Origin of the sequence: Frankia sp. AvcI1, from assembly GCF_001420875.1 — a bacterium.
GTDB lineage: Bacteria > Actinomycetota > Actinomycetes > Frankiales > Frankiaceae > Frankia > Frankia alni.
In genome coordinates, this window is the sequence record NZ_LJFZ01000004.1 from 86873 (window position 1) to 110629 (window position 23757).

Sequence of the window (23757 nt, forward strand, 5' to 3'; positions counted from 1 at the left end):
CTGAGCACCTCGGCATACAGGCCGGTCTGTCGCCGCACGGTGGACCCCTGGGTGAGGTGGAAGGACCCCCCGTCGCCGTTGAGGACCTGGATGACGAGCACGTCGCCCTCGATCCGGCCGAGCCACGCCGCGTCCATCCCGAGATGCCTGCGTAGCACGCCGAGCAGCTCGACCACCGCCGCCGACGGTGTGGCAACCTCGGCCGTCGGCCCGAGCAGCGTGGACGCGCGCACCGTCATCGGCATCACCTCCCCGCGAGGTGTCTGTGCCCGCGAGCGCGTCCACGCACACGCGCGCCCGCCGCCGCCCTGCCGCCGTGACCCGGACAAACACGCAGGTCAGGGGCTTGTCTGTGGTCTGCATCAGATCAGCGCAAATTCGGTGCTTTATGCACGCGAGAGCGGGAAGGGCCCAGAGCGAGGGCAGCAACGCCGCGGATCCGACCAGGTGGAGTGACCACGTGAGCATGTTCGACAGCTTGTTGCACGGCCTTGACGACCAGGAGCAGGACCGGACGCGGGAACTGATCGCCGACAGCGTCGCCACCGATCGCGCCGATGCACTCGCAGGTAAGGCGCCGGACCGGCTCGTCGACTCCGGCAGTCGGCGGCGCCGTTCCCGGGCCGAGACCCAGCGCCGGTAGCGGCTATCCGTCGGCTCGTGCGCGGACTTCCGGCCGCCGCAGCGGTGGCACCGTCGAGGGCGGTTGACGGCGGGCCGGAAGCGCGTCGAGCAGCCGCTGCACCGAGGTCGCGACCTCGGCGACGGCGGTCTCGAAGGCGGCGTCCGCCGTGGCCGGCGGCCGCCGAAGGCCGCTGATCTTCCGGACGAACTGGCGGGCGGCGGCCTGCACCTCGTCGGCGGTCGCCGGCGGCTCGAGTCCCCGCAGTTCGGTGATGTTGCGACACATACCCCAACCGTAACGACCGTCCGAGCGGCGTCGGCCGGGCGTCGGCCGCGACCGGCGGATGGCGACGACCCGGCGCCGCAGCCCACCTCCGGGCCATCGGGCTGTGACGCCGGACCATCGGGTTGTGGTCTTCCCCGAAAATCACACATCCCGGGCCGCTGGATTGGGGGAAAATAGCGAGGGGTGNCGTGTCGTGCCCATGCAAGATGCGGGGCATGGCGGTACTCACCNTGGAGGGGAGCCGAGCGCTCATGGCGGACGGGTATTACGGCGAGTCGTCGGGTGGCAACCGGGGGGCGGGTCGACGCGGCGAACGGTTCGCCCAGGCGCGCCGGCTGGCCGGCCAGGCGCGTCAGGACCGCACCACCTCCTGGTACATCCCCCTGGTGATCACGGTGATCGCCGCCGGGGCGTCGTTCGACGCCTTCGGCCGCGGCGTCGGGTTCCTCTACGCCCTCGCGCTGACGCTCGCCTTCGTCGCGCTGACCTGGACGACGATCCGGCTCATGNCGTCGGTGTCCGACGAGCTCAACGTCTCCCGCGTCAGCGGCCCCCGCAAGCTGTACGCGGTCGTGAACACCCCGGTGCGCACCCGCGGCTTCTTCGTGCTCGCCGCCGCACTGCCCATCGTCATCGCCCTGATCAAGGCGGTCGGCTTCTTCGTCCTCGGCGGCATTCTGCTCGTCGGCGTCGTGGTCGGCGCCGCCGTCGCCGCCGCCTGGGTCTTCGAACGCCGCTGACCCCGCCCTCGGGCTGGGACCACGGTGCCCGGTCCGGCGCATCATGGGGTGATGGTGGGTGTACGGATGATCAGTGGTGCCGGCGAGGTGCGGGCCTGGCTCGGCGGCCACGTTCTGCAGCGGGTGGCGGGTCCCGAGGGCCCGACTCGTCGAGAACAGATCTTCGAGGCCGAGGGCGAGCGCTGGTTCGCCGAGGACCGGCCGATCCGCCGCGTGCACGCGGACTCGTCGATGTTCGTCGGCGGCCTGCGGGCTCTGCTGCTCCAGTCGTTGCATCCGCTGGCCATGGCCGGCGTGGCGGGGCACTCGGACTTCCGCCACGACCCGTGGGGCCGCCTGCAACGCACCAGCTTCTTCCTCGCCGTCACCACGTTCGGTCCGGCCACCGAGGCCGAGCGGGCCGTCGCCCGGGTGAAAGGGGTCCACCGACAGGTCCGTGGGGTGGCACCCGACGGGCGCCCCTACGACGCCTCCGATCCGCACCTGCTCCGCTGGGTCCACGTGGCCGAGGTGGCCAGCTTCCTCGCCGCGTTCCAGCGCTATGGCGGAGGCGAACCACTCGACGCGCACGAGCGTGACGGCTACGTCGCCGATGCCGCGATCGTCGCCGAGAAGCTGGGAGTGATCGACCCGCCGCGCACCGAAGCCGAACTCGTCGAGGCAATGCGCGAGTACCGCCCCGAACTCGCCGGCACTCCCGAAGCGCGTTCGGCGGCCCGTTACCTGCTGCTGCGCCCGCCCCTGCCGCTACCAGCACGGGTCCCCTACAGCGCCATAGCCCTCGCGGCCGTGGGTCTGATGCCCGCCTGGACCCGCTGGCCGCTGCGGCTGCCGTACCTGCCCGCGGCGGAGGCAACCGTCGGCCGCCTGGCCGGTCACGGCATCGTCACGACCATCCGCTGGGCCACCCGCCCACCGTCGACAGCCCCCGGAACCGATCCCGATCGGCGAGACACCTGACCCATGCCACGGTGGCGCAATCGGCCCCGACGCCCGACTCTGCCGTGGCGCGGCGGGCGGTTCCGCGGAACCGCGTCGCATCGCCGGCCGCGCCCCGGACCGCCACGACCATTTCGGCACTTCCAGCCCGACCCCGCCGCAGGAACCTGGCGCATGATCTGTGGAGGCAGGTCACACCTCGCCGGTAGAGCCGATTGCGGTACGCGCATGCTCCACGAGATCGTCCGCCTCAGGGCGGCCGTCGACACGGACACCATGAACGTGGTGGACGGGGAAGTCGTGGTGTGAGGCCCGGTTCAGACTTGGCGGAGCATGAGAACGCCGCTCATGAAGGTACGGCGGTCAGGCGGCGGGGGAGGTGACCAGGCGGTCGAGGTTCGCCAGCGACTTCTCCAGCATCGTCAGCGGCACCACCGGCCAGCTCACGCGGGCCTTCCACTTCTCCGACACGGCACTCCAGTCGCAGTAGGAGGTCACGTCGGTGGTGTGGTCGTCGACCGACGCGAGGGCGTAGCCGTAGACGTGGCCGATCGGGGGATGGTCGACGCCGCCGACCGTCCACTCGACCAGGGCGTCGGGCTCGATGCGGGTGACGACGTTGCGCACCCGGTACTTGCCCAACGGCAGGTCGCCGAGCGGCTCGCGGTCCATGTCCATCTCGAACGCGTCGCCGGCGCGCGTCACGCGCCGGGCGTCGCCCGCGGCCACGAGCATGCCCGACCCGTCGATGCGGACGTGGCCGTCCGGGTCGGTGACGAGCTCGAAGATCCGCTCGGCCGGGGCGGAGATCCGGCGGGTGGTGGAGATGCGCTGCTTGTCGGCCACGGGTGCTCCTTCGCGTCGGGATGGATCCCGATGGATCCGGGGTGCCGGGTGCCGTGCCGCCGGTCAGCACCGCGGGCCCGCGGTGATCCGAGTCACGCCCTTACGTTGTATATGGCGCGACCGGCCGGCGCTCAACCGATACCGCCCCCGATGAGAGGGTGACCGCCACCGTCCGCAGCGAGGTGGTTTCCTTCCGTGTACCTCAAGGTCTTGCCCGGCATCGCCGAGCTGGCCCGCGCCTCCCGCGGCTTCCTCGCCCGGTCGGTGACCTGGCTCGCCGCCGAGGCCGGCATCCGCCAGTTCCTCGACGTCGGCACCGGCCTGCCCACCGCAGACAACACCCACGAGGTCGCCCAGCGGGCCACGCCCGACTCCCGGATCGTCTACGTGGACAACGACCCCACCGACGTGCCGCTACGCACCCAGCCGGCGGCGGGCTGGGGCGCCGTCGTCGACACCGCCGAGGCGAAGGCGTACGCACCCGAGGCCCGGGAGGCACTGCGGGCCTGGCGGGCCGGTGTGCTGCGCACCCCGGGCAAGGAGAAGCAGAACCGGCTGGCCCGCCTCGCCCAGCGGGTCGAGGTCCTGTGGGGGCCGGCGCGCCGCCGCCTGGAGATCGCCGAGGCGGGCATCCGCCGCGCGACCGGGGTGTGGGGCGCCCCGCGGGCCGAGACCGAGACCACGGAGCCGGGGACCCGCGAGCAGGTCGAGGCCGTCCTGCACGACCCGAACAGTGCCTACCGCCGCCTGCGGCTGGTCATGGACGCCTGGTGCGCCCTGTCGTCGTGGCCGCTGACAACCACCGTCACGCCGCCGGACTGGGACGCCTGGCTCGGCGGCCTGGAGGCACTGCTCGGCCGCGCGACGAAGCCCGGCCGGCACGAACGCGCCGGCCAGGGAAGCTTCGCCGACGACCTCTCCTGGCGCGGCCTCGACGACGCCGAGGCACTCGACCTCGGTTTCGCGGACGAGACCCCGGTCACCGAGGCCACCAGCCGTTTCCCGTGGCTGCGGGTCGCCGCCGAGATCGCGGACCGCCAGGGCTTCTTCCACTGGGAGCTCGACTTCCCCCAGGTCTTCGCCCGCGGCGGCTTCGGCCTCCAGGTCGGAAACCCGCCCTGGGCCCGCCCCGACTGGGACGAGGCCGGCATCCTCGCCGAGCACGACCCCTGGTGGGCCCTCGTCCCCACCGCCGCCGAGCGGGCCAAGAAGGAACGCCGCAAGCACACCTTCCACCTCCCCGACGCCGAGACCTGGTACCTCGACCAACGCGCCAAACAGGCCGGCCTCAAAGCCCACTTCGGCAGCCAGGTCGACCGCCCGCTGCTGCACGGCCTCCAGCCCGACCTCTACCGCTGCTTCATGGACCGCACCTGGCGCTCGGGCAACCCGACCGGAATCAGGGCTGCGGCAAGGTAGCTCAGAGTCCTGCTCCGTTGCAGACGGTAGCGATGAGTTGGAGTGCTCTGTAGCGATTGGCGGCGACGTGCTTGATGGTTTCCTTTATCTTCCTGGCGCCGCTGAGGCGAATGACGCCGATGGCAAGGTTCCGAAAGCTTGCGAGGNCATGGTTGGTGTTTCCGGTGTAGGTGGGGTTAGCGTCCTCGCGCCAGGCGGTGTCGCGGGTGTAGTGAATTTCGTTTTCGATTCCCCAGTGCCTGCGGGTGCGATTGTGTAGATAGGCGGCAGTCGCGCGTTCGCTTGGCGTGCTGCTGAGTATCAGTGCGTGTTCGCGACTGATGCGGACACCGGTGAGGTCGAACTCATCGCGGCGGATGACGCAGGCGGTCTCGACGTGGGGGAAATCAATTATTTCGGNAGTTCTGGTCCNGGTCTGCCAGTTCTTGATCCTGCCGTGGGCGCGTTCCTCGACCTCGTGATGCGGCGTTTCCTGGAGAAGTGGGAGGATCCGCTCGAACGTCTGCCTTTCCAGGGTCGGCTGGTTGCCCTTGACGGTAAGAATGTAGTCCATGCGGTTTTCACGAGGAGTCTCGCGGTGTCGTGCTGGGTGCNTATGGCGTCGAGCGTCGTGACTGGTCGGCCGGGCATTTTTCGGAAGTTTTGTGACCAGTTCCTGGATATGGGTGATCTCGTTGGTGTCGTCGGGGATCCGGACCCGCACTCTGACCGCTCCTTTGCCGTGGAGCATCGCGGATAGCAGCCTGACCTGCGCGTCCTTGCCAGACCAGGCCCCGCGCAGGACTTTGACGTCGATCGCGAACGCGACCTGCCCGGGGGCGGCCTGCGCGCACAGCCAACTGCCGAACGCCGTGTCAAGGGCGTCCACGTCGATCTTCTTCAGGAGCAGGCGGATCGTCTTTTCCGACGGCTCCCGGTAGCCGCCGACGAGAAAGTCGCGCGGTGCCCCCAGAACGGCGAGAAGCGACTGCGGGAGGTCCGCAGCCCGGCGATGAAACTCGCGCGGGCACTTCGCGCCCGTCGGCGTCGCGACAAGTATCACGGCGAGAAGAAAAGAAAGGCTGTAGATCTTCTCCCACTGGTCCCGTGGGTCGGGAATCTCGCCCAGCGTGTCCAGGAGGCTGGTGATGTCATAGCACTCGGCACCGAACGGGGCAGTGGACATGGCGGGGTCAGGCTGGCATGATGACACTCGGTGGCCTTCTTTTCGTGCAGACAATGGTTGTTGGCGCTTTCATTGTCCGAAACGGAAGGCCACTTTCTTAGCAACGCCGGTGCCAGGCCCTCCCATCGCGATACCGGCCGTTTCCCAAACCAGCCGAAGGCGCCCCAGCCCGATCGCGCCAGGCTTCCGCCGACGAACTTGCGGACGATTACTCCGGTCTCTGCGGCCGGTGTCCGGCCACGCATTGCCGAAACCACAACACCCGACCCCCAGCCCAGCGAGGGAGCTACCAGCTTCACCACGCTTCGNAGTCAATCAAGACCGATGTGCTACCTCGCCGCGGCCCTGGTTACCCCGTGAGGCATCCTCGTCCCGATTGCCCAGATCGCGGAGCATAGCCTTCTCCGACACCGACGATCAGGGGTCGTAGCGCAGGCGTGAGCAGCTGTCGGCTAACCGACAACTCTTCCTGTCAGTCGGACAAAAAGCTAGTCTCGCAGCATGATCGATGTTCCTTGGGAACCGCCGGCTGTCCTGATCGCCGTCGACCTGGTGATTCTGACGCTGCGCGCGGCGAGNCTGCGGGTGCTCCTGATCGAGCGTGGGACAGAGCCATACCGGGGGGCGCACGCGCTCCCCGGTGGATTTCTCGCGCACAGCGAGGAGGATCTCGACGCGGCGGCGCGCCGGGAGCTCGCGGAGGAGACGGGCCTCGACGCCGGGGAACTGCACCTGGAACAGCTCGGGGTGTACGGCCGTCCCGGCCGGGATCCGCGCGGGCGGGTCGTCTCAGTGGCATACCTGGCCATCGCGCCTCGACTGCCCGATCCGGTCGCGGGCACCGACGCCGCCGACGCGGCCTGGCTGCCGGCGGACCGCGTGCTCGCGGGCGAGCTGAACCTGGCCTTCGATCATCGCCAGCTGGTCCTCGACGGGGTCGAGCGGGCCCGAGGCAAACTCGAGGTCTCCTCGCTCGCCACGGCGTTCTGCGNCCCGACATTCACCATCGGTGAGCTACAGACGGTCTATGAGGCGGTATGGGGAATACCGCTCGACCCCAGGAACTTCTATCGCAAGATCCAAAGAGTGGACGGATTCCTCGTCCCCACCGGTGCAGAGCAGCGAAGCCTCGTCGGGCGCCCGGCACGCCTGTTCAAAGCCGGCCCCAGCACCGTCCTGTCACCGCCGATCGGGCGGCCGAACGAGGCTGGGAGTTCTTCCGCCGACTGACCTTGACGACGCCGCTGCCGCGGCCGCGGNCGCGCGCCGTATCCGTCAGGCCGCCGTCCGCGGATGCCGTCCATCCATCGGCCCCTGTCGCAGGTCCGGACTCACATGACCGGGCTGAGGGGCAGCCGCAGTTTCCGGAGAAAAGTCCATCTGGAACGGGGAGTAAGGACAATGGCAAGGACCAGACCGATCGTCATCCTGACCGCACTCGACCTCGAGTACCTGGCGGTCCGCGAGCACCTGGTGAATCTGCGGTTGCGCCGCCATCCGCAGGGCACCCGGTTCGAGGTAGGCCGGCTCGCGGCCGGCCGGTGCCAGGTGGCGCTGGCGTTGGTCGGCGTGGGCAATCAGTCAGCCGCGGTGCTGGCCGAACGCGCGATCGCCGAGTTCGATCCGGCGGCGCTGCTTTTCGTCGGCGTGGCCGGCGCCCTGCATCGCCATATCGCGCTCGGCGACGTGGTGGTGGCCAGCCAGGTCTATGCCTTTCACGGTGCCACCAGCGAGGACGACGGCGACTGGGGCCGGCCTCGTACCTGGCCGATGTCGCACCGTGCCGAGCAGATCGCCCATCACCTGAAGCGGACGCGGTCCTGGGTGCCGCAGCAGGCCGGGCCCGAGGCCCTCCCGCAGGTGCACTTCGGGCCGATCGCGGCCGGCGAGGTGGTGCTGAACTCCACCGTCTCGGCGCTCGCCCGGTGGCTGCACGTCCACTACAACGACGCGCTCGCCGTCGAGATGGAGGCTGCCGGAGCCGCGCAGGCCGGCCAGCTGAACAGCTCGCTGCCGGTGGTTGTGGTCCGCGGCATCAGCGACCACGCGGACGGCACCAAGGAGTCGACCGACCGCCAGCAGTGGCAGCCGCGGGCCGTGGCGAACGCGGCCTCGTTCGCCATCGCGCTGGCCGAGGAACTGTCCGCCGACCTCGGACGGGCCGAGGCTGTGACGAGCACCGGGAGGACATCCGCCATGCCGAAGCCGACCCACAACATCCGTAACGTCGTGTCGGGCAGCAACACCTGGGTCGGTGCGCAGGCCGGCGTCGTCCACGGCGACGTCACTGTCGGCGCCCCCACCGAGCGGACACCGGTCGACCTGCCGACCGCGCTGGCCGGTTTCCGCGCCCAGTTGGCCACGGCACACACCGCCGGCGCCGTGGACGCGGCGACCTTCGCGGCGGCCGAGGCCGAGCTCACCGCCGCCGACGAGGCCCTGCGGGCGAACTCGCCGGAGAGCCGGCGCACGCTGGTGGTGTCGCTGAAGAAGGTTCGTGGCCTTGTCATTGACGTGGTCGACCTCGCCGCGAGGATCGCCGTTGTCCTCACCCTCGCGCAAGGCCTGTCGTGACCGACGGCTCCGGGTTTCGGGACGGGGACGCACCGTCGTCGACGACCAACTCGGTCAGCGGCTCCTCCACAGTCGGCGCGCAGGCCGGGACGGTCCACGGTGACGTCCGGGTGTACATGGTCCCGCCCGGCGCGACGCCGGAGGAGAGGTTCGAGGTCGGGGCACTGCATCTGGAGGGCAACATGCCGCCCCGGGCGCTGGAGCTCATGAACGAGGCCGTCCTGATGCGCCCGACGAGAACTGACCGGATGCTCTTCCACTGGCTGTTGGCGCTGGTGAGCGGGCGTTCGCGGGACGAGCTGACAACCGAGCAGACCAGGCAGCTGAAGGAGGTCCTGGCGGGCCCACCCGCGGCCGTCCACGACGCGTGGACCGACGGGCTGCGCGTTGTGCTCCTGCTGTTGAACGCGGTCACGGCGACCGAGGACGAGATGGCCTTGGCGCTCAAGGAGCTCGACGCCCTGGACCGGAGCGTACTCGGCCGGACCCAGCGCCGGATGATTCTCCGTCACCTGGAGCAGTTCCTGGAGGGCCCTCTCGAGGACCAGCTGTGGAGGCGCGCGATCGAAGTCGCCGCCCGGGGGCAGCAGGCCGGGGCGCGTCAGGACCGGGTGTGGAAGTTCTTTGAACCACCGCCCATCGAGGCTCGGGCGCGNGGCGCACGGCCGACCACAGTTCCTGCCGACACTCGGCTGCGCGCCGAGATCTCGCGGCTGGCGCTCGTGGCCTGGGCGGTGTATCTCGCGATACAGCTCACGCTCAACGGTCGCCTGGCGGTGCTGTTCGGGTGTGCCGTCGTCCTTGTCGGCGGCCTGCTCGGCCTCCAGCGCGGAATCGTCTGGAACGTGACCTACGATCACACGCAGGACGGGAGTGAGATCCCACCCGGCGCGTTTGCTCGCAAGGTCGAAGGCAGGCTCAGGTACTACGTCGCCTCGTATCGACCTCACGGTCTGACCAGCGACCAGTGGCTATGGCAGACCGCCGACGCCCGGTTCAGCCTGCTCCGAGAGATCGTCGGCCAGTACTCCTACTCCCGCATCAGTATCGAGCGGATCGCCTGGCTGCTGCGTCACGAGGCAACCCATCTCAAGCGCCTGTCGGGAGGCGAGGCACGCGTCTCCTTCCGCCGGGAGCTGCGGGTCGCGCCCGGGGTGAGCGCCCGCGGAACGCTCGGGATCACCGCTGTCGTCGGTGGCTGCCTGTGGGCGACGGTCGCCGCGGCCGGCGTCGACCTCCTCCTGGCGGTGGGAACGGTGCTCGTCGTGTCGGCCAGCACCACCGGGTACGCACGTGCCTGGCTGGCCATGAACGGCGACCACCGGCGTCGGGTCGCCGAGACGGCGCAGCACGCCGAGGTTCTCGCGGCACGACAGGCGGCACTCGAGCGGTGGCGGGCCCGGCTGGCCGACCGTCCCAGCGACGCGGAGCTGGCCCAGTGGCTTGACCACGACCGCAAACTCCTCCTGGACAGAGCACTGCGTCACTATCGACTCACCGCCAGCGACGTCGTCGCCCACGCGTTCATCGAGACACCGGTAGGCGGTCCCCCCAACTCCGAGAAAGGCAAGACGGCGGCCCGCGTCCCTCGCGGTCCGTGGCGGTTCCGCAAATACCGGATCTCGGTCTTTCTNCTCACCGCCGACGGAGTTCGCAACCTCGTCTCCCGGCTGAACTTCGAGACCGGCGTGTTCACGGAGCAGAACCGGATGAACTACCGCTTTGACGTGGTTGCTTCGATCCGGGTCGACCGGACGGCCAGTGACGAGCAGAAGCTCGAACTCGTCCTGGTGGACGGCACGAAGATCGGGATGNAGATGGCCGAGGTGAGCCTGGACGAGGACACGACCCACGGGGTGGATGAGAGCACGGAGTCGGTCGCCCGGCTGACACAGGATGCCGCCGGTGTTCAGCACACGATCCACGTGCTGGAGGGCATCGCCGCGGAGGGCAGGGCCTGGGTCCGCCGGACGGGTTTCGGGCGGTCGCAGGACGGCGGGAGAATCGCGTCCGCCCTGCGCGACGAGAACGCCTCCCGAGGGCAGGAGTCACCCGGGAGAACCGGGACCGCCACGGATGCGGACTTGGCCGCGGCCCGCGGCGCAGAGGTGAACCTCAGCTCCGGACAGGACCGCCCGGAGGCGCGACCGGCACAGCCCGACCCCTCTCCCGACAGCCCGCAGCCGGGAGCCGACCCNAAAACGACATAGGCCGGCTTGCCGCAGCCTGGCGACCGCCGGGGAGGGATGCCGACCCGCGTCGGCCACCGTGGCGAGGAACGTGTCACCTTGACGTGAAATGTGCAAGCAAGGGGCTTTTTTGACTCGGCTCTCAGACGGACATTCTCCCACCAGCCCCAGAACAACGGGCCAAGGCCGGTGACTGCGCGGCCAACGGCAAGGATGCTGCACTGCTTCAGTCCTCAGGCGTTGACGCACCCGCGGTACAGGTCGCCCTGCCTACAAGGTCGAGCGGCCTCGCCGGCGGGCCGGCGCTTGCAAAAGTCTGAAAGAAACGGACATGTGCAACCCAGGGGTGGTACCGCTGGTGCTCGTCCACGCCCGCCCGCTGCTCGTCGGCACCCCGCAGGGCGCCACCGGCTACCTGGAGGCCGACCTGCGCGACCCGGCCGCGGTGCTCGTCGGCGCCGCGCNCACCCTCGATTTCGACCGGCCGGTCGCGTTGATGCTCATGGGTTCGTCGGAGCGCTCCGACTCGTCGTCGGCCATCCCTGAGCCGGNCGGTCAGCCACCCAGGGGGTGAACCCAGCGCGTCCAGGACGGCTGGGACCGGTAGTCGGCCGCGCGGTAGAGCGCGTGCGCCTGGGTGTTGGTGTCGTCGACCATGGCGTCGATCCGGCGGCCGCCGAGGGCGAGGAACCGTTCCCGCGCGGCGGCCAGCAACGCCCGAGCGATTCCGGCGCGCCGATGCTCGGGGGCGACGGCGAGCCGGTACAGGTGACAACGCCAGCCGTCCCAGCCGGCGATGAGCGTGCCGACGACGACCCCGTCGACCTCCGCGATCAGTACCGCCTGCGGGTCGTGCGCGAGCAGCGCCGCGACACCGGCGGCATCGTCGCTCACGCTCGTCCCGTGCGCGGCCGACCCCCAGAACGCCAGGAGGAGCTCGACGTCGCCGTCCCGGCCGGTGCGGATCCTCACCGGATCATTCTCCTGCCCTGGCCGCCTACTCGTCGGCCCATCGCTGGGGCTTATCGTGGCAAATCGGTGCCACCGGGCCGCGCCGGGGACGCGGTGGCGGCCGACCCCCGAGAGTCCGGCTGGGGTCGTCGCGAACATCCAGATTTCACCCTGCGGCCGGCGTCATCCGTGCAAGAGTGCACGGATGCGGGTGTACTGGCGCCTGCTGAGGGCGGGGATCCGTCGCCAGTCCGCCTACCGGCTGGCGGCGTTCGGCGGGGTGGNCGCGAACGCGACGTTCGGGCTGCTGAAGGTGGAGGTGCTCTTCGCGACGGTGCGCGCGGCGGGCGGCGACCTGGCCGGGTACGACGTCGGTCGGATGAGCACCTACATCTGGCTCTCCCAGGCGCTGCTCGGTTCGGTCAACCTCACCGGCCGGACCGACATCGCCGAACGGATCAAGGACGGCCAGGTCGCCGTCGACTTCCTGCGCCCGCTGGACGTGCAGGCCGCCGAGATCACGACCGAGGTCGGGCGGGCCCTGTTCGCGCTGGTCCCGCGGGGGATCCCGATGCTTCTGATCGGCGTGATCGTCGGGATGGCGCCGCCGGGGTCGGTCGCGGCGTACCCNCTCGGCGCGGTGAGCCTGCTGCTCGCCATCGTGATCTCCGTCGCGACCGCCTACCTGGTCGGGGTCGCCGGCTTCTGGCTGGTGGAGACCCACGGCGTGCAGGTCTTCTATCTGGTGGTCTCGGGGNTCCTCGCCGGGCTGTTCGTGCCCATCCGGCTGTTCCCGCGCTGGTTGTGGATCGCTGCCCAGGCGACGCCGTTCCCGTCGATGATGACGTACCCGATCGACATCCTCGCCGGCCGGGTGGGCGTCGCCGGCGCGCTCACCCTGCTCGCGGCGCAGCTCGCGTGGCTGGCCGGCGTCGGCGGGCTCGGCCAGGTACTGACCCGCGCCGGCCGGCGTCACCTCGAGGTGCAGGGTGGCTGAGGTGCAGGGTGGCTGAGATGCGGGTGGGTGAGGGGCTCGCTGTTCGGGCTCGGCTGNGTCCCTACCGGGTGGTGCTCGCCNCCCGGGCCAGCTCGCAGGCCTCCTACCGGGCGAACTTCGTCCTCGACCTGATCAGCTCTCTGCTGTCCGCCGTCGTCGAGCTGGCCGAGGTCTGGGTGCTGTTCCACGCGGTGACACGGCTCGGCGGGCTGGAGTTTCACCAGATCCTGCTGGTGTTCGGCCTCGCCGACCTGGCCTTCTCCCTCGCCGACCTGGTCTTCGGGCACTGCGACGACCTGCCCGCGTACCTGCGGGCCGGCACTCTCGACGTGTTCTACCTGCGGCCGCAACCGCTGCTGCTGCAGCTGGTCACCAGCGACATCAGCCTGCGGCGGCTGGCGCGCGCGACCGTCGGCCTGGTGGCGCTCGGCGCCGGGCTGGCCGTCAACGACGTCACCTGGGGCGTGGGCGACGTGGCGCTGCTGGGGGTCGCTCTGGTCAGCGGCTGGGCGACGTTCGCGGCGATGTTCGTCCTGGCGGCAGGCCTGCAGTTCTTCCTCGTCGACGGGGAGGAGATGACCAGCGCGTTCGTCTACGGCGGCCGCTACGCCGCCACCCAGCCGGCGTCGGTGTGGTCGCGACCGCTCCAGGCGGTGTTCGGATTCTTCTTCCCGATGGCCTTCACCGGTTTCCTGCCGACGCTGCGGCTGCTCGACCTGCCGGCACCCGCGTGGTTGCCGACGTGGCTGGCCTGGTGCGGACCNCTCGCCGCGCTCTGGGCGTGGGCGATGGCGTTGCTGTGCTGGCACTGGGGCGTGCGGCACTACCGCGGCGGCGGCGGCTGAGGCAGGTGCTGGCTGATGGCGACAACGCTGGCTGATGGTGACGGCGCTGGCTGACGGTGACAGCGCTGGCTGACGGTGACAGCGCTGGCCGACGGTGACAGCGCTGGCTCTGGCTGATGGTGACGGCGCTGGCTGACCGTGACGGCGACGGCGGACGATGACGACGAAGGGGACGGCGGATGAGCGCGATCGTCGAGACCGCGGGGCTGACCCGGGAGTTCACCGTGCGCGACGGGGTCCGCCGGCGGCGGCTGACCGCCGTCGACGACCTGACGGTGCGGATCGAACCCGGCGAGGCGGTCGGCTACATCGGTGCCAACGGGGCCGGGAAGTCCACCACGATCAAGATGCTGGCCGGCATCCTCGTGCCCACCAGCGGCACGGTGACCACCTGCGGGCTGCGACCGGTCCGGGACCGGCGCCGGCTCGCCCGCCGGATCGGGGTCGTGTTCGGTCAGCGCTCCCAGCTCTGGTGGGATCTGCCGGTGCGGGAGTCCTTCCGGATTCTGGCCGCGATCCACGCCCTGCCGGCCACCGTGGAGCGGGCCCGCACCGAGGAGCTGGTCGAGCGGCTGGAGATGGCCGACTTCCTGGCCACCCCGGTCCGTCAGCTGTCCCTGGGCCAGCGGATGCGCGCCGAGGTCGCGGCCGCGCTGCTGCACGCCCCCCGCCTGGTGATCCTGGACGAGCCCACGATCGGGCTCGACGTGCTGTCCAAGCAGCGGCTGCGGGAGTTCCTCATCGCCATGCGTCGCACCGACGGNACGACGCTGTTGCTGACCACCCACGACATGGGTGATGTCGAACGGCTCTGTGACCGCGTTCTGGTCGTCGACCACGGCCGGCTGNCCTACGACGGCGACCNGGCCGGCCTCGGGCGGACCACCGGCGCCGAGCGGGTGCTCGTCGTCCACCTCGCCGCGCCGTCCCCGGACCTCACCGGGATTCCCGTGGCCCGCCACCTGTCCAGCGAGGCGCACGGCCTGCGCCAGAGCCTCGCGTTCGACGCCGAGGCCACCACCGCCGCCCGCGTGTTCGCGGCGGTCGCGGAACGGGCCGAGATCCTCGACTTCACCGTCGAGGAGCCCGACATCGAGGACGTCGTCCGTCGGATCTACGCCGCCCGCCGCTGACCGCCGAACCCGCCGCGGCAGGATCCCCGGGGCGTGGCCGGCCCGGGACGGGTCAGCCCAGGCGGACGGCGAGCAGGGCGGTGTCGTCCTCGGTGTCGGCGTCGCGCCCGAGCGCGGCCAGCGCCCGATCACAGACCTCCTCGGGGGTGCCGTGCGCGGCCGCGCCCGCCCGCAGCAGCTCCATCCCCTCGTCGACCGGGCGGCGGCGGTCCTCGACCAGGCCGTCGGTGAAGAACAGCAGGGTGCTGCCCGGCGCCACCGTCACCGCCGTCTCGGGGTAGTCGGGCAGGCCGGCGCTCAGCGGCGGCCCGGGTTCGAGGTGCAGGTAGTGGGCCGGGTCGTGCGGGGGGATCAGCAGCGGCGGCAGGTGCCCGGCGGAGGCGAGGACGAGCCGGCCGCTGGCGGGGTCGAGCAGCGCGAACGCCGCCGTCGCGATCCGGCCCTGTTCGAGCCGGTTGGCGGCGGCGTCGAGCAGGGCGAGCACGGCCCCGGGGCTGGTCTGGGCGACGGCATGGGCGCGCACCGCGGCGCGCAACTGGCCCATCGTCGCCGCCGCGTGGATCCCGTGGCCCATCACGTCGCCGATGACCAGCGCGATCCGACCGTCGTCGAGGGGTAGCACGTCGTACCAGTCGCCACCGACCAGAGCGCCGGCGCTGCCGGGCAGGTAACGCCAGGCGAAGGCGAGCCCGGGGATCTCCGGCAGCCGCTGGGGCAGCAGGCTGCGCTGCAGCGTGACCGCCGTGCGGCGTTCCTGCTCGTACTGGCGGGCGTTGCCGATCGCGACGGTCGCCCGGTCGACGAGCTCGGCGACGACGCGTTGCTCGTCGTCGGCGTAGGCGCGGCCCTCGGCGGCGGCGAGGCCGACCGCCGCCACCGGCCGACCCCCCAGCACCATCGGCAGGGCCAGGCGCGTGCCGTCCGGGGAACGGGCCGGCCGGCCGGTGCGCAGCGCCTGCGTCATGCCCCCGCTGTCCGGGACGCCGCGGCCGCCCAGCTGGCCGCGGGTCGGGGCCGCGGCCAGGTGCCGGCCCGGGATCGCGGACACGGCGACGGTCGACAGCGGGTCGGCGCGGTCGGCGACGGCGACGATCTCGACGCCGCCCTCCTCGTCGAACCGGCACGCCGCGGCCTGCCCCGCGTGCCACGGCACGAGCAGCGAGACGAGGTGCTCCAGGATGCGCCGGGTGTCCAGGGTGGAGGTGAACAGGTCCGTCGCGGCGGCGAACAGCGCGGTGCGTTCCCGGGCCTCGCGCTCCACGGTGAACAGCCGGGCGCGTTCCAACGCCAGCGCCGCCTGCGTCGCCAGCGCCTGGACGAAGGCCCGCTCGTCGTCGTCGAACAGGCGGGAGTGGTCGAAGGAGAACCGCAGGGCGCCCAGGGTGCGGTCGCCGACGAACAGNGGCAGCACGCACATCGACACCGCCGTGGGCTCAAGCTCGGCGAGGTCGGGGTACCGGGCGTCGCGTTCCCGGCGTGACTCCAGCCAGACCGGCTCGCCGCTGCGCAGCGCGTCCATGGCCGGCAGCCGGTCGTCGAGCCGCTCCGCCCGCAGCGCCGCGATCATGCTCTCGCCGTAGCCGACCGCCCCGGGGATGGCCAGCCGACCGGCCCCCTGCGGGATCATCAGCACCCCGCCGCTGGCGCCGAGCGCCTTCGCGCCCTGCGAGACGACGGCGGCCGCGACCTGCTCCGGGGTGGTCGCCCGGGCCAGGGCGGCGGTGACCCGCTGCAGGCGGGCGGAGCGCTCCGCCGTGCGCTGGGCGGCCACGACCACGTCGAGGGTGTCCAGCAGGTACTGCTCGAAGCTGCGGGTCCGCAGCGTGCCCTCGCCGCGTTCGGCGGCGCGCAGCTGGTCGACCAGGGAGCCGATGTACCAGCGACGGAACGCGACGTGCTGGGGCGGGGACTCCAGGGTGAGCAGCCTGGCGGCGCGGGCGTAGTCCTCGATCTCCTCCAGCGCCGCGAGGTACTGCTCGGCGTCGGCCGCCGTGCTCAGTGGGAGGACCAGCTCCAGCGGCGTGCGCGGCCGCCCGGCCGCCGCGGCCGCCAGCGCCTGACGTTTGATCGCCTGGCGGGGCCCGGCGAACCGGGTCGTGACCGTCCCGAGCAGTTCGGCCAGCCGCTCGGGCACGGCCGCGCTGGTACCGGACGCCGCGCCGCCCGCGGCCAGCGCGAACTCGCGGACCAGGCCGTCGACGTGGTGCTTCGCCGCGAGCAGGAGTTCGGTGGGCACGTCGCCGAGACGGACGAGATGCCCGGGCATCGCTGTGGGCTGCCCGCCGGCGGACACGACGATCGTGCCGACGCCGCGCAGGCCGCTCATACCCCGGATCCCGACCGTGCGCGCCGAGCCGCTGTCCGCCGAGCCGCCGTCCTGCGCCGAGCCGCCGTCCTGCGCCGAGGCATCCGGCCGTCGAGGTGTGGGGGGAGTTCGTGCCCGGGAGGTCCGGCCGCGGTGCGAGCCGCTCGGTCGGCCCTCGCCGGCGCCGTCGTCCTTGCCGGTGACGGCGCCTGCGCTCGTGCCGGTGACGGCGTCCGCGGCCTTGCCGGTGACGGCACCCGCGCCGTCGTCGTCCCCGGTGAACTCCGCCCAGACGATCTTGCCTGCGGCTGCCGGCTGGACACCCCAGCGGGTGGCCGAGGCGGCGACCAGCGCCATGCCCCGCCCGGTCAGCCCGTCCCCGCCGGCCGGAGGGCGAAGCGGCATCGTCTGGCTGCTGTCGCTGACCTCCACGCGCAGCGCCTCGCCGCCGGTGAGGATCCGCACCTCGATCGGGGCGGCCCCGTGCAGCAGAGCGTTGGTCGTCAGCTCGCTCAGCACCAGCCGGACGTCGTCCACGACCGGCTCCCACCGGGTGCCGGCGAGCATCCGGACGGCCAGCCTGCGCACCCGGTCGACCCCGCCGGAGCGGCCGTCGAGGCGCATCGTGGCGCGATCGCTGCCGGCGACGACATCCTCGCCCACCTCACTGTGGCTGCCCACCCTGCCGGCCTCCCGTCCGACCGACCACTCCTGATGGCGGCCAACCCTAGATACCGGCCAACCTGGTGGCCCTGACGCGGCGCGACCCGACGCGACCGTGACGCGGCGCAGGCCGGCACCCTGCCGGCCGTTCCCTGCCTGTGGATCACCGCGCCCTTCGGCGAGGTCAAGCATGCCAGAAAAGTCGGTGATGCCCTGCGCGACGCCCCCCGAACCGGTTGCCGACGGCCCGCCGCCCCCCGTTGCCCGCCGACGAATAGGACCAGGCCAGGATGTCTGACGCCCCGTCTGCGGCCGGGCGCGTCGGGATCGTCACGGCACCTGGGAGCGGAACCGGGCCTGTGGTCGGCCGCCCCGGCGCGTCGGCCCGGCGAGCAGGTCGAGCACGGCGGCCTCGGTCGCCCCCTGGGTGGCGAGGCGGCCGGAGTCGGCGGTGCCGAGGGACTCCAGGTCCACCGCGATCGTGTACCCGTCGAGGAACAGGTCGACGATCCTGGGATGGACGTAGGAGACCCGGCACACCGCCGGGGTGTTGCCGAGGTAGTCGGCGACCTCCCGGTACATGCGGGTCACCGCCCGTCGCCGGGTCGAGGGCGCCCGGGCCAGCGGGGCGCTGACGGCGAGGGCGACCGCGGCGAGCGTGGTGGCCGACCAGGTCCGGAAGTCCTTGGCGCTGACGTCGGTCAGTCCCGCGGTGTCGCGCAGGTACTCGTTCACGTCGCGGCCGCTCACCCCGTGCTCGCCGGCACCGTCGTGCCAGACCAGCAGCGGCTGGTCGGCGGCGCCCTCCCGGGCCAGCAACCCGGCGATGATCTCGACCGCCGCCGGGTCGGCGACCGCCTGGACCCGCTGCTGGCCGCTCTTGGCCGGGTAGTCGAACACCATCTGGTCGTCGGCGACCCGGACGTGTTCCCGGCGCAGGGTGGTCAGCCCGAAGGAGTTGTTCGCCTCGACGTACTCCTCGCCGCCGATCCGGAAGAAGCCGACGTCGAGCAGCCGCACGCTGACGGCGAGAAGCTGCGTCCGCGACAGCGGGGTGGCCCGCAGGTCCTCCTCCACGTGCTCGCGCAGCCGCGGCAGCCGCTGCGCGACCTCGAGAACGCGATCGAACTTCGCCGTCGCCTGCCGGGCCTGCCAGGCGTCGTGGTAGCGGTACTGGTGGCGGCCCGCCGCGTCCACCCCGCGGGCCTGGATGTGGCCGAGGGGCCACGGGCTGATCCACACGTCCCGCCACGCCGGCGGGATGGCGAGCGCGCCGACCCGGGCCACTTCGTCGCTGTCCCGCAGGGGGCCGCCNCCGGGCGCGCTGTACGACCAGCCCCGGCCGCGCCGACGCCGGGTGATGCCCGGGGCGGTCAGATCGGATCGGCGTAGCCGTGCCACGGTCTCGGCGTCCCCATGACCGGCGGTTTCATGCCGCCCTGCCCGCCGGTGCCACGATCCGGGCCGGCAGGCCGGGGGACGAACCCGAGCAGACGGGTGCGGCGGGTTTCCGTCTCGTGACGAAGGCCCGCGGCGGGTTTCCGACGGCCTGCGGGGGAATAGGCACTTCGGTCGGACCGCTTCCCACCGGAGAGGCCGCAACATGCCGGTATCAGCCTCCACGCACCGCGCCTGGTCACCCGCCGCCGACGTTCCCCCGCTCGCCTCCTGGCGCAGCGCGGGCGCCTGCGGAGCAGGTGATCTCGACCTGTTCTTCGCCCCGGAGGGCGTGCCCCGCCGGGAGCGCACCCGGCGGGAGGCGGCCGCGAAGGCGGTCTGCGCCGGGTGCCGGGTGCGACGGGAATGCCTGCGTTACGCCCTGCGCACGGGCGAGCGCTTCGGCGTCTGGGGCGGGCTGACGGAGTGGGAACGCGCCCGCATCGGCAAGCCGTGACGGCGTCGGCGCCGTCGGCGTCGGCGTGACGGACGCGGTGGTCGTCGGCGCGGGCGTGAACGGGCTGGTGGCCGCGAACATGCTCGCCGACGCCGGGTGGGACGTCGTCGTCTGTGAGGCGGCCGGCGTCCCCGGCGGGGCCTGCCGCTCCGCGCAGGTCACCGCCCCGGGTTTCGTCAGCGACCTGTTCAGCGCCTTCCACCCGTTCGCCGCGGCGAGCCCCGCCCTGCGTCGCCTCGACCTGCCCGCGCAGGGGCTGGAATGGTGCCGGGCGCCGCAGGTGCTCGCCCATCCCACCCCCGACGGCCGCTGCGCGCTGCTGTCCATGGACCCCGCCCGCACCGCGCGGTCCCTCGACGACTTCGCCGCGGGCGACGGCGCCGCCTGGCGGACGCTGGTCGACCGGTGGGCGCCGCTGCGTGCACCCCTGCTCGACGCCCTGTTCGGCGCGCCGTTCCCGCCGCTGCGCGCCGGACTGCGCCTCGCCCGCCAGCTCGGCGCCGCCGACGGGCTGCGCTTCGCCCGGTTCGCCACGCTCGGCGCGCGTCGCTTCGCCGAGGAGGAGTTCACCGGCGAGGGCGCCGCACTGCTGTTCGCCGGCAACGCCATGCACGCCGATCTCGGCCCGGAATCGGTCGGCTCGGCGCTGCTCGGCTGGCTGCTGACCATGCTCGGCCAGGACGTCGGCTTCCCCTCGCCGCGCGGCGGGGCCGGGCGGATCCCCGAGGCGCTCGTCGCCCGCCTGCGCGAGCGCGGTGGCCGGCTGCGCCTCGGGGCGGCGGTGCACGCCGTTGAGGTGCGCGGCGGGCGGGCCCGCGGGGTCCGGCTGGCCGACGGCGGCGTGCTGGCGGCGCGGCGCGCCGTCATCGCCGACGTCGACGCGGTGTCGCTGTACCGGAACCTGGTCGGCGCCGGGCACCTGCCCNCCCGGCTGCTCGACGACCTGACCCGCTTCCAGTGGGACCATGCCACCATCAAGATCAACTGGGCGTTGTCCGGGCCGATCCCCTGGGCGGACCCGCGGTGCGCCGAGGCCGGCACCGTCCATCTCGGCGGCACCCTGGACGACCTCAGCCGCACCGCGGCGCAGCTCGCCCGCGGCCTGGTGCCGGCCGACCCGTTCTGCGTGCTCGGGCAGATGACCACGACCGATCCCACCCGCTCGCCGCCGGGCACCGAGAGCGCCTGGGCCTACCTGCACGTACCCCAGCTGCCGCGGGGCGACGCCGGGGGGGCGGGCATCGCCGGGCCCTGGGACGACGAGGCCGTGGCGCGCGTCGTCGCGCGGGCCGAGCGCACCGTCGCCGCGGCGGCCCCCGGATTCGCCGCGCGGGTGCTGGCCCGCCACGTGCAGTCGCCGGCCGACCTGCAGGGCTCGGACGCGGTGCTGCGCGGCGGGGCCGTGCACGGGGGGACGGCGGCGCTGCACCAGCAGCTCGTCTTCCGCCCGGTGCCGGGACTCGGCCGCCCCGAGACGCCCGTCGCCGGGCTGTACCTGGGCTCGATGTCGGCCCACCCGGGCGGCGGGGTGCACGGCGGCCCGGGCGCGCTCGCCGCCCGCGCCGCGCTGCGGGCGACCGGACCGTTCGGCCCGGCCCGGCGCGCCACCGTCGCCGCGCTCAACCGCCGCCTCTACGCTCCGTCCCGCCCGACCGCCCCCACCGCCCCCACCGGCTCGAACGGCCCGACCGCCACCGGCCCGGCCACCGCTACCCGGCGGGAGCCGCCGGCTGCGCCGAGCGGAGGAACAGCTCGCCCATCGCACGGACGCGGTCGGTGAGTTCGGCCGGCTCGACGATCGTGAACGGCGCTCCCACGGCGCCGAGCACCATCGCGGGCCAGTCCAGCGAGTCCACCTCCATCCGCAGCCGGCACGAGCCGCCGTCGAGCGCCTCCACGCGGCCCCAGCCGCCGACCACCCGGGCGACCTCGGCGGCCGGCGCGGCGACGTCGACCAGCACCCGCCGGCGGACCCCGGCGCCGGCGACGGCGCGCTGGACGAACGCCGCCGCGTCCCCGCCGGGCGGCTGGCGGGGCCGGAACCGCCGGCCGGTGGCGGTGGGCTCGGCGAGCCGGTCCACCCGGAAGGTGCGCCAGTCGTCCCGGTCGAGGTCGAAGGCGACCAGGTACCAGCGGCCGCCGAGCGCGACGAGGCGGTGCGGTTCGACGCGGCGCCGGCTGTGGTCCCCGCCCCGGTCGGTGTAGTCGAAGCGCAGCTCCTCCTCGGCCCGACACGCCAGCGCGATCCCCGTGAGCAGCCCGGCGTCGAGCGTCGGGCCGTCCCAGGACGCGGGGGTGGTGAAGGCGGCGACGGCGTCGACCTGGCGGCGCAGCCGCGGCGGCAGAAGCTGGACGATCTTCGCCAGCGCCTGCACCGACGTCTCGCCGACGCCCGTCACCGCCCCCGCGGCCGCGGTGCGCAGGCCCACGGCGACGGCGACGGCCTCGGCGTCGTCGAGCAGCAGCGGCGGCACGGCCGTGCCGGCCCGCAACTGGTAGCCGCCGGCCACCCCGCGGGTGGCCTGGACCGGGTAGCCGAGCTCCCGCAGCCGGTCGACGTCGCGGCGCAGCGTGCGGGGGCTGACCCCGAGCCGCTCGGCGAGCTCGCCGCCCGGCCAGTACCGGTGCGTCTGCAGCAGGGACAGCAGCCGCAGCATCCGGGCGCTCGTGTCCGCCATCGCCTCGCCGCTCCGCTCCCGCGCTCCGCTCCCGCGCAGTGCTCCCGCGCTTCGCCCGGCGTCAGGATGCCATGCCGCCGTCCGGGTGCGGGCGGGGACGGCGGACCGCGCGGTCGGTCCGGGTGCGGGTGGCAGCGAACTGGCGGCGCCAGCGGCCCAACGCCTCCTCGAACAGCTCCTGCGCGCCGCGGTAGTCACCGCTCGCCGACAGGCTGGCGGCCAGGCTGTGCGTCGAGGCCAGCGTGTCGGGATGGTCGTCGCCGAGCAGGCGACGGCGCCGGGCCAGCACCTCCTCGGCGAGGCGCCGGGCGGACTGGAACTCGCCGAGGTCGTCCAGGCTGCTCGCGAGCCGGCTGGCGAAGGCGAGGACGTCGGGATGGTCGTCGCCGAGCAGCCGGCGCAGCCGGGCGAGCAGGTCCTCGTCGAGCGCGCGGGCCGTCCGGACCTGGCCGAGCCCCCGCAGGACGGCGGCCAGGTCCGTGGTCGTGTCGATGGTCTCGGGGTGGTCCTCGCCGAGCAGGCGGCGCCGGCGGGCGAGCACGTCGTCGAGCAGGGCCCGCGCGTTGCCCAGGTCGCCGAGGGCGCCGAGGCGCCCGGCGAGCTGGTGGGCGCGGGCCAGGGTGTCGGCGTGGNCCTCGCCGAGGGCCGCGCGGGAGCGGGCGACGGTGTCGGCGTGCAGGTCGCGGGCGGCGTCGTGCTCGCCCAGCTCCCACAGCACGATCGCCAGATTGGCGGCGGTCGCGAGGGTGTCCGGGTGGTTCTCGCCGAGAAAGTGCAGCCGCCGGGCCAGGGTGTCGTGCTCCAGCTCCCGTGCGGCCGTCCGCTGCCCGACGGCGAGCAGGGCGATGGCGAGGTTGTTCGCGGTGGCCAGCGTGTCGCGATGGTCCGGGCCGAACCGCCCGAGGTTGCGCCGGTACAGGTCGCGGGCGAGGTGCTCGGCCGCGGCGTGGGCACCTCGGGCGTACAGGCGGGAGCAGTGGACGTCCGCCCAGGCGTGCAGCTGGTGCGGGTCGTCGGCGTCGTCGAGGGTGTCCAGCGCCGCCAGCAGGTGCGGGACGACCGGCGCCTGCGTCGACCAGCTCGGCCGCTCGACGGGGCTCTGCGCGTACGCCGCCGCGAGCAGCCGCCCGGCGAGGTCGCCGAGCTCGCGGCGCCGGGCCGGGGTCAGCCCCGCGGCGACCGCGTCGCGCACCAGTCCGGGCAGGACGATGCTGTCCCCGGCGCGCCGGGCCAGGCCGTGCTCGACGGCGACCGCGACGATCCGGTGCAGGTCACGCTCGTCGTCGCCGCGGCGCTGGCGGTGGGTGGGCCCGATGCGCCCCCGGCGCGACGGTGGGCTGCCCGCGCGCATCAGGGACAGGGGCACCGGGGCCGGCGCGAGCAGGGCGCACAGTTCCAGCAGCCGCACGGTCGCCGGTGCCGACGGGGCGTGCCGCCGCTGGAACAGCGCCCAGCACAGCGCGACCGGGGCGTCGCCGTCCCGGCCGGCGAGCAGGTCGCGCGGGTCGA

15 protein-coding genes and 14 pseudogenes are annotated in these 23757 nt (G+C 73.0%); 17 read left to right on the forward strand and 12 right to left on the reverse strand.

What is annotated here, in order from left to right; all coding sequences use genetic code 11:
* Nucleotides 1–245, reverse strand: a pseudogene (locus UK94_RS72905) (diguanylate phosphodiesterase); the annotation flags it as partial.
* A 215-nt stretch (nucleotides 246–460) separates the two neighbouring features.
* On the opposite strand from UK94_RS72905, the gene UK94_RS05760 reads away from it, so the two are divergent.
* The gene (locus UK94_RS05760; RefSeq protein WP_041939414.1) at nucleotides 461–643 is read left to right on the forward strand and encodes a hypothetical protein; all 183 of its coding nucleotides are present in this window, start codon (nucleotides 461–463) and stop codon (nucleotides 641–643) included.
* Between the two features lie 3 nt (nucleotides 644–646).
* Here the strand turns inward: UK94_RS05760 and UK94_RS05765 are convergent, their stop codons facing one another.
* On the reverse strand, nucleotides 647–910 hold the full coding sequence (locus UK94_RS05765; protein ID WP_011605054.1) for a DUF2277 domain-containing protein: 264 nt from the start codon (nucleotides 908–910) through the stop codon (nucleotides 647–649).
* A 251-nt stretch (nucleotides 911–1161) separates the two neighbouring features.
* Here UK94_RS05765 and UK94_RS41120 point away from each other — a divergent pair.
* Both UK94_RS41120 and UK94_RS05775 read left to right on the forward strand, forming a co-directional pair.
* Nucleotides 1162–1419, forward strand: a pseudogene (locus tag UK94_RS41120) (hypothetical protein); the annotation flags it as partial.
* Nucleotides 1420–1716: 297 nt separating this feature from the next.
* Nucleotides 1717–2610 (forward strand): oxygenase MpaB family protein, encoded by an 894-nt coding sequence (locus UK94_RS05775; protein WP_041939412.1) that lies wholly within the window; start codon nucleotides 1717–1719, stop codon nucleotides 2608–2610.
* A 342-nt stretch (nucleotides 2611–2952) separates the two neighbouring features.
* Here UK94_RS05775 and UK94_RS05780 read toward each other — a convergent pair whose 3' ends face one another.
* Nucleotides 2953–3435, reverse strand: a complete 483-nt coding sequence (locus UK94_RS05780; protein ID WP_011605051.1) for an SRPBCC family protein — start codon at nucleotides 3433–3435, stop codon at nucleotides 2953–2955.
* A gap of 204 nt (nucleotides 3436–3639) precedes the next feature.
* Between UK94_RS05780 and UK94_RS34565 the strand changes: the two are divergent.
* Nucleotides 3640–3837 (forward strand): annotated as a pseudogene (locus UK94_RS34565) (SAM-dependent methyltransferase); the annotation flags it as partial.
* Between the two features lie 1018 nt (nucleotides 3838–4855).
* On the opposite strand, the pseudogene UK94_RS72910 reads toward UK94_RS34565, so the two are convergent.
* From UK94_RS72910 to UK94_RS41140, 4 pseudogenes are all read right to left on the reverse strand, one after another.
* Nucleotides 4856–5000: pseudogene (locus UK94_RS72910) on the reverse strand (ISAs1 family transposase); the annotation flags it as partial.
* Between the two features lies 1 nt (nucleotide 5001).
* Nucleotides 5002–5253 (reverse strand): annotated as a pseudogene (locus UK94_RS41130) (ISAs1 family transposase); the annotation flags it as partial.
* Nucleotides 5254–5266: 13 nt separating this feature from the next.
* Nucleotides 5267–5447, reverse strand: a pseudogene (locus UK94_RS41135) (ISAs1 family transposase); the annotation flags it as partial.
* A 1-nt stretch (nucleotide 5448) separates the two neighbouring features.
* A pseudogene (locus tag UK94_RS41140) lies at nucleotides 5449–6019 on the reverse strand (transposase family protein); the annotation flags it as partial.
* 579 nt (nucleotides 6020–6598) lie between these two features.
* Between UK94_RS41140 and UK94_RS41145 the strand changes: the two are divergent.
* From UK94_RS41145 to UK94_RS72915, 4 genes and pseudogenes are all read left to right on the forward strand, one after another.
* Nucleotides 6599–7010: NUDIX hydrolase (locus UK94_RS41145; protein WP_268761216.1), on the forward strand; the 412-nt coding region annotated here is incomplete at its 3' end.
* Between the two features lie 410 nt (nucleotides 7011–7420).
* Nucleotides 7421–8593, forward strand: a complete 1173-nt coding sequence (locus UK94_RS05800; protein WP_041939411.1) for a 5'-methylthioadenosine/S-adenosylhomocysteine nucleosidase — start codon at nucleotides 7421–7423, stop codon at nucleotides 8591–8593.
* A gap of 2520 nt (nucleotides 8594–11113) precedes the next feature.
* On the forward strand, nucleotides 11114–11246 hold a 133-nt coding region (locus UK94_RS05810; protein ID WP_235486779.1), incomplete at its 3' end, for an SAM-dependent methyltransferase.
* A 1-nt stretch (nucleotide 11247) separates the two neighbouring features.
* Nucleotides 11248–11333: pseudogene (locus tag UK94_RS72915) on the forward strand (hypothetical protein); the annotation flags it as partial.
* Nucleotides 11334–11337: 4 nt separating this feature from the next.
* On the opposite strand, the gene UK94_RS05815 reads toward UK94_RS72915, so the two are convergent.
* The gene (locus UK94_RS05815) at nucleotides 11338–11892 is read right to left on the reverse strand and encodes a GNAT family N-acetyltransferase (protein ID WP_083866826.1); all 555 of its coding nucleotides are present in this window, start codon (nucleotides 11890–11892) and stop codon (nucleotides 11338–11340) included.
* A 175-nt stretch (nucleotides 11893–12067) separates the two neighbouring features.
* Between UK94_RS05815 and UK94_RS41150 the strand changes: the two are divergent.
* The 7 genes and pseudogenes from UK94_RS41150 to UK94_RS41175 all read left to right on the forward strand — a co-directional run.
* Nucleotides 12068–12363, forward strand: a pseudogene (locus UK94_RS41150) (ABC transporter permease); the annotation flags it as partial.
* Nucleotide 12364: 1 nt separating this feature from the next.
* Nucleotides 12365–12490: pseudogene (locus tag UK94_RS41155) on the forward strand (ABC transporter permease); the annotation flags it as partial.
* A gap of 1 nt (nucleotide 12491) precedes the next feature.
* Nucleotides 12492–12730 (forward strand): annotated as a pseudogene (locus tag UK94_RS41160) (ABC transporter permease); the annotation flags it as partial.
* A 161-nt stretch (nucleotides 12731–12891) separates the two neighbouring features.
* The coding region (locus UK94_RS05825; RefSeq protein WP_268761230.1) for an ABC-2 family transporter protein at nucleotides 12892–13493 on the forward strand (602 nt) is incomplete at its 3' end.
* 1 nt (nucleotide 13494) lies between these two features.
* Nucleotides 13495–13575, forward strand: a pseudogene (locus tag UK94_RS41165) (hypothetical protein); the annotation flags it as partial.
* A gap of 179 nt (nucleotides 13576–13754) precedes the next feature.
* The coding region (locus tag UK94_RS41170) for an ATP-binding cassette domain-containing protein (protein WP_235486640.1) at nucleotides 13755–14338 on the forward strand (584 nt) is incomplete at its 3' end.
* A gap of 102 nt (nucleotides 14339–14440) precedes the next feature.
* Nucleotides 14441–14708, forward strand: a pseudogene (locus UK94_RS41175) (methionine ABC transporter ATP-binding protein); the annotation flags it as partial.
* A gap of 52 nt (nucleotides 14709–14760) precedes the next feature.
* On the opposite strand, the gene UK94_RS41180 reads toward UK94_RS41175, so the two are convergent.
* From UK94_RS41180 to UK94_RS05840, 3 genes and pseudogenes are all read right to left on the reverse strand, one after another.
* The coding region (locus UK94_RS41180) for a SpoIIE family protein phosphatase (RefSeq protein ID WP_235486642.1) at nucleotides 14761–16110 on the reverse strand (1350 nt) is incomplete at its 5' end.
* Nucleotide 16111: 1 nt separating this feature from the next.
* Nucleotides 16112–17868, reverse strand: a pseudogene (locus UK94_RS75800) (ATP-binding protein); the annotation flags it as partial.
* Nucleotides 17869–18006: 138 nt separating this feature from the next.
* Nucleotides 18007–18990 (reverse strand): hypothetical protein (locus tag UK94_RS05840; protein ID WP_235486644.1); only part of this gene is annotated, 984 nt, incomplete at its 5' end.
* Between the two features lie 289 nt (nucleotides 18991–19279).
* Between UK94_RS05840 and UK94_RS05845 the strand changes: the two genes are divergently transcribed.
* Together UK94_RS05845 and UK94_RS41190 are read left to right on the forward strand one after the other, a co-directional pair.
* Nucleotides 19280–19570, forward strand: a complete 291-nt coding sequence (locus UK94_RS05845; RefSeq protein ID WP_011605037.1) for a WhiB family transcriptional regulator — start codon at nucleotides 19280–19282, stop codon at nucleotides 19568–19570.
* Between the two features lie 25 nt (nucleotides 19571–19595).
* A partial coding sequence (locus UK94_RS41190) for an NAD(P)/FAD-dependent oxidoreductase (RefSeq protein WP_235486646.1) occupies nucleotides 19596–20495 on the forward strand: 900 nt, incomplete at its 3' end.
* A gap of 784 nt (nucleotides 20496–21279) precedes the next feature.
* On the opposite strand, the gene UK94_RS05855 is transcribed toward UK94_RS41190, so the two are convergent.
* Complete coding sequence (locus UK94_RS05855; protein WP_011605035.1) at nucleotides 21280–22248, reverse strand: YafY family protein; 969 nt, start codon at nucleotides 22246–22248, stop codon at nucleotides 21280–21282.
* Nucleotides 22249–23757: the final 1509 nt, after the last annotated feature.